The sequence below is a fragment of the Methylobacterium sp. J-092 genome, assembly GCF_022829325.1.
Taxonomy (GTDB): Bacteria; Pseudomonadota; Alphaproteobacteria; order Rhizobiales; family Beijerinckiaceae; genus Methylobacterium.
On sequence record NZ_JAKSXU010000226.1, the window covers coordinates 62,356 to 70,379 of the forward strand.

8 protein-coding genes are annotated in these 8,024 nt (G+C 74.9%); 6 read left to right on the forward strand and 2 right to left on the reverse strand.

The features are described 5' to 3' along the window. Positions 1–6: 6 nt before the first annotated feature. On the reverse strand, positions 7–705 hold the full coding sequence (locus tag MKK60_RS28325; RefSeq protein WP_243989367.1) for an SDR family oxidoreductase: 699 nt from the start codon (positions 703–705) through the stop codon (positions 7–9). A gap of 293 nt (positions 706–998) precedes the next feature. After that, a complete protein-coding gene (locus tag MKK60_RS28330) occupies positions 999–1,712 on the reverse strand; it encodes an MgtC/SapB family protein (protein WP_147727387.1) in 714 nt (237 codons plus the stop codon). Positions 1,713–1,940: 228 nt separating this feature from the next. On the opposite strand from MKK60_RS28330, the gene MKK60_RS28335 reads away from it, so the two are divergent. From MKK60_RS28335 to MKK60_RS28360, 6 genes are all read left to right on the forward strand, one after another. Then, entirely contained in the window at positions 1,941–2,939 is a 999-nt protein-coding gene (locus tag MKK60_RS28335; protein ID WP_243938762.1) for an AAA family ATPase, read from the forward strand. Positions 2,940–3,042: 103 nt separating this feature from the next. Continuing rightward, a complete protein-coding gene (locus tag MKK60_RS28340; protein WP_243989368.1) occupies positions 3,043–3,987 on the forward strand; it encodes a DUF58 domain-containing protein in 945 nt (314 codons plus the stop codon). Positions 3,988–4,140: 153 nt separating this feature from the next. Beyond that, a complete protein-coding gene (locus MKK60_RS28345) occupies positions 4,141–4,608 on the forward strand; it encodes a DUF4381 family protein (protein WP_243989369.1) in 468 nt (155 codons plus the stop codon). Next, positions 4,605–5,624 (forward strand): VWA domain-containing protein, encoded by a 1,020-nt coding sequence (locus MKK60_RS28350; RefSeq protein ID WP_243989370.1) that lies wholly within the window; start codon positions 4,605–4,607, stop codon positions 5,622–5,624. Before MKK60_RS28345 ends, MKK60_RS28350 begins: the two co-directional genes overlap by 4 nt. A gap of 265 nt (positions 5,625–5,889) precedes the next feature. Then, complete coding sequence (locus MKK60_RS28355) at positions 5,890–6,819, forward strand: VWA domain-containing protein (RefSeq protein WP_243989371.1); 930 nt, start codon at positions 5,890–5,892, stop codon at positions 6,817–6,819. Continuing rightward, positions 6,819–7,739, forward strand: coding sequence for a tetratricopeptide repeat protein (locus tag MKK60_RS28360; RefSeq protein WP_243989372.1), 921 nt, complete (start codon positions 6,819–6,821; stop codon positions 7,737–7,739). The genes MKK60_RS28355 and MKK60_RS28360 overlap by 1 nt, the downstream gene beginning before the upstream one ends. Positions 7,740–8,024 lie beyond the last annotated feature (285 nt).

Genomic DNA, 8,024 nt, shown 5'->3' on the forward strand with positions numbered 1-8,024 from the left:
CCCGCGCTACCAGGCGAGCGTCGCGCCGCGGTAGTCGAGATAGGCCGTGCCGGGCCGGCCGAGCCGGGCCTCGATCACGTCGGCCATGCCGGCGACGCTGGTCGCCACGTCGATGTCGGCCCCGTCGCCGCCCATCTCGGTCCGCACCCAGCCCGGATGCATCAGCACCACGCTCAGGTTCTCCGCCGCGTGGCGGATCGCGAAGCTGCGGACCAGGGTGTTCAGCGCCGCCTTGCTGGCGCGGTAGTTTTCCCAGCCGCCGGAGGTGTTGAGCCCGACGCTGCCGAGGATCGAGCTCATGAACACCAGGCTGCCGCCGGGCGCGAGCCGATCGCGGAAGGCTTCGGCGAAGCGGACCGGGCTGATCGCGTTGGTGAGGTAGACCTGCGCCGCGACCGGCCGCGGCACCGCGTGCAGCGGATCGTGCGCCTGCGTCGCCACGCCGGCCACCACGAACACCAGGTCGAATGTTCGGGACGCCAGCCGGTCGTGCAGGACCGAGACCGCATGGTCGTCGTCGATGTCGGCGGTCTCGATCGTCAGCGCCTCGGATTCGAGGGCGGCCAGGCCCGGCGAGGCCTTGCGCTGGGTCGCGGTGACGCGCCAGCCGCGCCCCAGGAAGGTCTCGACGAGCCCAAGCCCAAGGCCGCGCGAGGCCCCGACGATCAGCGCGTTCCTGGCCGACGGATGTTCGAGTTCTGCCATGGGATGTCTCCTGCGCGGCCGGGTTCGGGATTTCTTGGGAGAAAGGTGGCTTCATCGCGCGATGCGGAAAGCGCCGTTGGGGATCGCCCGGTGTGCCGCCGCACGTTCGGTACCTCCACCCTCGGACGCAGCTTCGACACGCCCCCTTCCCTCCCCCGACGATCTCGGGCTTGCCCGCGATCCGCACCCTGTGTGCCCGAGTCGGGCAGGCCCGACTTGGGTGCGGGGGAGGGGAAGGCGACGTGGGCGCCTTGCGCGCGAAACGTACGGGTTCGGCGCCTTGCCCCGTTCCCTCAATCCCCCGTCTGCACCGCCCAGGTGGCGTGGCGGATGCCCGGTTGCGCCTGCAGGGCGGCGACCACCGCGTCGAGCTCCTTGGCCGCCACCGCGCTGGCGATGAGGGTCGCGACCACGTCCACCGCCGCGTCGCCGCGCTCCTCGACCTCGACGCCGCCGACCGGGTAGCCCGCCGCCTCCAGCCGCTCGACCAGCATGTCCTGGGCGGGGCCCGCGGTGCCGGGGGCGGTGGTGACCTGGACCTCGTAGGTCGCCTCCGTCGCGCTCTCGTCGATCGGCGCGCGGTTGATCGCGTTGACGAGGGGGCGCAGCAAGGTGTTGCAGGCCAGGACCGCGACCGCCACGAACAAAGCCTCCAGCGGCAGGTCGGCGCCGGCGAAGGCGCCGACTGCGGCCGAGCACCACAGGGTCGCGGCCGTGTTGAGGCCGCGCACGTTCATGCCCTCCTTCATGATCACGCCGGCGCCGAGGAAGCCGATGCCCGAGATCACGTAGGCGACGGTGCGGGTCGCGCCCTCGGCCCCGGTCAGCCGCATGCCGAGATCGACGAAGGCGGCGGCCCCCACCGCCACCAGCACCGCCGTGCGCAGGCCGGCGGTGCGCTGGCGGTACTGCCGCTCGGCGCCGATCAGGGTGCCGAGCACGAAGGCCACGATCAGGCTGATCGCCGAATTGACCGGCTCGGGGAGGGGCGTGGGTAGAAGGACCATCCGGTCTCCTAGACGGGCGCGCATGACGGTTCCGTGACGGGAGCCGGTCCCGCCCGAGGTCGCAGCGGGATTGACGGGTGCCCCGGGCAGCGGGCACACCGGCTCGACTATGGATCGATCAAGAATCCAAGTGCGGCGGGTTCAGCCCACCGGTTTCGACGAGGAGACGTGCAGGATGAAGGCTTCCTTCCAGCCGGCCCGGCCGTGTCGCGCAGGGTGCGCGCGCGCATGAGCGGCGCTGCGCTTGCCGAGCGTCCGGCTGCCGCCGCCGATCCGTTGCGGGCCCGCATCCTCGAGCTCCGCGCCGGCCTGGAGCACGGGCTGATCGGCTGCGAGGGCCTGGTCGAGCGCCTGATGATCGGGCTGCTCACCGGCGGCCACCTGCTGATCGAGGGGGCGCCGGGGCTGGCCAAGACCCGCGCCGTCAAGCGCCTCGCTGACGGGCTCGACGGCTCCTTCGCCCGCATCCAGTGCACGCCCGACCTGATGCCCGCCGACCTCACCGGCACCACCGTGTGGCGCCAGGATGCCGGCACCTTCGAGTTCCTGCCCGGCCCGCTGTTCCACTCGCTGATCCTCGTCGACGAGGTCAACCGCGCGCCGCCGAAGGTGCAGTCGGCCCTGCTCGAGGCGATGGCGGAAGGCCAGATCACCGTCTCCGGAGCGACCCATCCGCTCGCCGACCCGTTCATGGTGGTGGCGACCCAGAACCCGATCGAGCATGCCGGCACCTTCCCGCTGCCCGAGGCGCAGCTCGACCGCTTCCTGCTCCACGTCGTGGTCGGGATGCCGGACGAGGCCTCCGAGCGGAAGATCCTCGACCTCGTCGAGGGCGAACTCAACCATCACGGCGAGGCGATGCCGGTGAAGCTCTCGGTCGCCGAGGTGCTGGCCGCGCGCGAGGCCGCCCTGAAGACCTACGTCTCGCCGGCGCTGAAGGATTATCTCGTGCGCATCGTCGCCGCGACCCGCACCGATTCCGCGGCGCCGGACCTGCGCGCCGCGATCGAGCATCCGGCCTCGCCGCGCGGCACGCTGGCGCTGATGGTCGCCGGCAAGGCGCGGGCCTACCTCCACGGCCGCGACCACGTCGTCCCCGAGGACGTGGCGGACCTCGCCGCCGACGCGCTCTCCCACCGCATCGGCCTGACCTGGCGCGCGGCCGCGGAAGGGCTCACCACCCGCGGCATCGTCGGCGGATTGGTCCAGCGGGTGCGGGCGCTCTGAGGGTGGTCCCGGCAACCGCGAGAAGGCCCCGCGCGACCACGCCCTGCGCGGGTCCCCTCTCCCATGAGGAGAGGCGGCCGCGCCGCGCTGGCCGGATTCCGGCATGACCGCCACCGCCGCCCCCGAGACGAACCCGGCCTTCCACCTTTCCGGCGAGGCGCTGATGGGCCTGCGCCACCTCGCGCGCCGCGGCGTCACGCCGGCGACGCGGACGCTGGCGGGCCTGCCCGGCGGCATCGTCACCAAGCGCCGCGGGCGCGGCTCGGAGCCCGACGACGTGCGGCTGTGGTCGGAGGGCGACGACCGCCGCCACATCGACCGCAACGCCACCGCGCGCACCGGCATCCTGCACGTGCGCACCCACCACGACGAGCGCGACCGCGCCGTGGTGCTGCTCGCAGATTTCCGCCCCTCGATGCTGTTCGGCACCCGCCGGGCGCTGCGCTCGGTGGCGGCGGCCGAGGCGCTGGCGCTGCTCGGCTGGCGCGTCGTCGGCGACGGCGGCCGCGTCGGCCTCGTGGTCGCGGGCGCGGACGAGCCGACGGCTTTGCGCCCGGCCGGCGGCGAGCGCGCGATGACGGCCGTCACCGGCGCGCTCGCGTCGGCCCACGCCCGCGCCCTCGCGCAACCCACCGCCGCCGACCCGCCGCTCGACGCGCTGCTGACGCTGGCCCGCAGCCTGCTGCCGTCCGGCGGCCACCTCGTCCTCGCTTCGGCGCTCGACAGCCCCGGCCCCGACTTCGACCGCCTGCTGACGCTGCTCGCCGAGAGCCTGTCGATCCGCCTGATCCTGGTGAGCGACGCCTTCGAGCGGTCCCGGCCGCCGGGCTTCTACCCCTTCGCCCTGCCCGACGGCCGCCGCGGCACTGTCCAGTCCGCCCGCCAATCCGCACGCCAGCCCGCCCGCGAGCCGGCGCCCGCGCGCCTCGCCGCCGACGAGCGCCTGGCCGACTACGCCCGCCGCGGCATCGCGGGCCTGCGCCTCGACGTCGAGGCCGGCCCGGAGGCCTACGCCCCGCTGATGGAGCGGCTCGATGCGGTGTTGTGAAGCCGCCGCCGTTTCCCTCCCCCCCTGCTCCGCAGGGTACCCTCCCCCGCACCCAAGTCGGGCCTGCCCGACTTGGGCACACGAGGTGCGGATCTCGGGCTTGCTCGAGATCCGTCGGGGGGAGGGGGTGCGTATGCCCGCAGGCGGAAAACGATGACCCCCGCCGACGCTCCTCCCACCCTCGAGGCCCTGCGCGGGCTGCACCTGCCGAACCAGGCGGCGGGGGCGATCTCCGGCGAGGTCGTGGTCGCGATCCTGGCGGGCTTCGCCGCCGCGCTGCTCGTCGGTCTGGTGCGCTATCTCCGGGTCCGCGCCCGCGCCACGGTCCGCCGCGCGGCGTTGCGCGATCTCGCCGCCGCGCGAAACCTCGACCCGGAGGCCCGGCTCGTGGCGCAGGCCCGGCTGCTGCGCCGCGTCGCCCGCACCGTGCAGGGCGAGGATGCGGCGAGCGCGCAAGGGACGGCCTGGGCGCACAGGCTCGACGGGCTGTTCGCCACCACCTTCTTCACCGCCGGCGCCGGGCGCGTCCTCGCCGAGGGGCTCTATCGCCGCAGCGACCGGCCGGACCCGGCCGTCCTCGATGCCGAGCTCGGGCGCCTGATCGGGCGGATGCGCGGATGAGCCTGCTCCCGGCCTGGGTCACGGCGCTCGGTTCCGCGTTCGATTGGGCGGCGCCGCTGGCGCTGCTGCTGCTGCCGCTGCCGCTGCTGGTCCAGCGCTTCGTCCCGGCCGAGGCCGCGGGCGGCAGCGGCGCGCTCCGCGTGCCGGCCTCGCTGGTGGCGCGCGCCGAGGCCGGCGCCGACGTCGCCGCCCGCGGCCGGCGCCGGACCTGGCTGATCTGGGCCTTGTGGGCGGCCCTCGTCGTCGCGCTCGCCGGGCCCCGCCTCGTCCTGCCGGCCACCGCCCTGCCGGCCTCGGGCCGCGAGATCATGCTGGCGATGGACCTGTCCGGCTCGATGGAGCGGCGCGACTTCTCGCTCGACGGCGAGACCGTGAACCGCCTCGTCGCGGTCAAGCGCGTGGGCGCCGACTTCATCCGCCGCCGCGCCGGCGACCGCATCGGCCTGGTGATCTTCGCCGACCAGGCCTTCGTCGCGGCCGGGCTCACCTTCGACACGGCGAGCGTGGCGCGGGCCCTGGAGGAGGCGACGATCGGCCTCGTCGGCCGCTCCACCGGCATCGGCGACGGCCTCGGGCTGGCGCTGCGCCGGCTCGATCCGAAGGATTCCGGCATCGACGGCCAGCCGGTCGCGTCCTCGAAGGCGGTGATCCTGCTCTCCGACGGCGCCAACAACGCCGGCCAGACCACGCCGCGGGACGTGGCGGCTTTGGCAAAGGACCTCGGCATCAAGGTCTACACCATCGCCCTCGGCCCCCGCGACATGGCCGACGCCGACGGCGAGCAGGACGTGGTCGACACCGAGACGCTGCGCGAGATGGCCGAGATCACCGGCGGCAAGGCGTTCCGGGTGCGGACCACCGACGACCTCGTCGCGGTGGCCGACGCCATCGACACCCTGGAGGGCGGCCGCGCCAAGGCCCCCCCGGTGCCCCTGCGCCGCGACCTCTGGCCCTGGCCGGCGGCGCTCGCCTTCGCCTGCGCCGGGCTGCTCCTGGCTTCCCGGAGGCGGGGATGAGCGGTCGTCATCCGTCTCGAAGCTCCTCGCCCCGGTCCGGTGCGCGTCCCTCCCCCCTCTGCGGGGGAGGGTGGGCCCTGCGTGAGCAGGGGTCGGGAGAGGGGAGCGACGGCTTCGGAAACGTCGCGACGCCGCCTCGATCCTGTCCCGTCGCGCTGCCCCTCTCCCGACCCCCTGACGGGGGCCACCCTCCCCCGCAGGGGGGGGAGGGACGTGGTGCCGCATCCGACGACCGCCGGCTCGTCTCACAGAGAGGGCGCCCGCGATGACCGTCCTCGACGCCTACGCGCTGCTGCGGCCGTGGTGGCTGCTGGCGATTCCCCTGATCGCCGTGCTGGCCTTCCGCGCCGCCGCCCGCGCCGCGCCCCTCGGCGACTGGGCGCGGGCGGTCGATCCGGCGCTGATGGCGCTGATGGTCCGGCGCGGGGCGGTGCTCGGCGGGCGGCGGCAGGCGAACCTCGCGGCCGCGCTCGCCGCCGGCTTCGTGGCGCTGGCGCTCACCGGGCCCGCGGTCGAGCGCAAGGACGCGACGACCTTCCGCAACCTCGACGCGACGGTGATCGTCGCCGACCTGTCGCGCTCGGTCGCCGAGGGCGGCGGGCTGAAGGACCTGCGCCAGATCGCGCAGGGCGTGGCCGAGGCCGCCGGCACCCGCGCGGTGGCGCTGGTGGTCTATGCCGGCGACGCCTACGTCGCGACCGGGCCGACCACCGACCGCGACAGCTTCGGCACCACCCTGTTCGCGCTCGATGCCGACACGGTGCCCGACCGCGGCAGCCACCCCGAGCGCGGGCTGGCGCTGGCCCGCCGCACCCTGGAGGAGGCCGGCGCGCTCGCCGCCGACGTGGTGCTGATCACCGACGGCGACGGCATCGGCGACGCGGCCCTGCGCGAGGCCGAGGCGATGCGGGCCAAGGGCTGGCGGCTCCAGGGGGTGTTCGTGCCGGCGCAGAAGACCCTGCCGCCCGGCGCGCCGAAGACCGACCGGGCCGCCCTCGACCGGCTCGCCGCCGCCGGCGGCGGGGTCGCGGCCGACCTGTCGGCACCCGCCCCGGTGCTCGACGCGGTCGGCGCCGGCACCGCGCAGCACCTGGCGGCGGGCGGCTACGCCGTGCTCGCCTTCGCCGATCTCGGGCGCTGGCTGCTGCTGCTCGCGCTGGGGCCGGCGCTGATCCTGTTCCGGAGGAGCGCGTGATGGCCGCCTTCGCGCTCGGCCGCCGGCCGCTCTCCCCCGCCGTCTCGGCCGCGCTCTCCCGCGGCTGGCGGCGCTGGGCCCGGACCTTCGGGCTCGCCGCGGCCGGGGCCGGCATCCTCGCGCTGATGCTGGTCTCGCAGCCGCGCACCGGCCTCGGCCGCCTGCTGATCGGGGTCGGACTGCCCTCGGCGGCGCTCGCGGTGCTCGACGATCCGGCCTGGCGCGGGCCGGCCCTGTACGAGGCCGGCCGCTACGACGAGGCGGCGGCCGTGTTCCGCAACGGCGGCCGGCGCAACGCCTACAACCTCGGCAACGCGCTCGCCCGGACGGGCGACTATGCCGGCGCGATCGAGGCCTACGACGCGGCGCTGCAGTTCAACCCGCGCGACGCCGACGCGCAGGCCAACCGCTCGCTGATCGCCCAGCTCGTCGCCGAGGCGATCGACCGCAAGGGCGGCGGCACCGCCAACGGCTCGGCGCAGTACGGCGCCCGCTACAACAACACCGCCAACCAGGAGAAGGACAACACCCTCCAGGCCAATTCCAGCGGCGAGGGCCTGGCGGGCAACAAGGAGGCGAGCTCCTCGGCCTCGATCCCCGGCAACAGCAAGGTCGCGCGCCGCGGCCAGGCCGAGCAGCAGACCGTGGAATCGGGCCGCGGCGAGGCCCGGGGCTCGGCCGGCGACGCCGCCGGGCGCGGCCGCACCGGCGGCGGCTCGGCGATGGTGGCCGAGGCCCCCGAGAAGGAGGTGCGCCGCGTCACCAAGAGCTTCGAGGCGCACGAGATCCGCCCCGACCGTCTCTGGCTCCAGACCCTGCCGGACGACCCCGGCCGCTACCTCAAGCTCCGCCTCAAGGCCGAGCAGGCCCGCCGCATCGAAGCCGGCACCAGCATGCCCGCCGGGAGCAACCCATGGTGAGGTTTTGGAATGCGCCGCGCCGCGTCCCTCACGAGCAGACACTTTCGGGTTCATGGCCTTCGCAAACGCGGTTCTCAGGCCCTCCCCGTCATCCCGGGGCGCCGGAGGCGAGCCCGGGATCCAGAACCGCAGGGCGTTGGTCGTCATGCGCCGTCGGCGGCTCTGGATCCCGGGCTCTGCTGCGCAGCCCCGGGATGACGGGGTGGCGCGGATCCAAGCGCGATCGATACGGCTCCGATGCGAGGCATGAACACCGTGGCCCGCAAAGGGGGGAGGAAAGGGCGG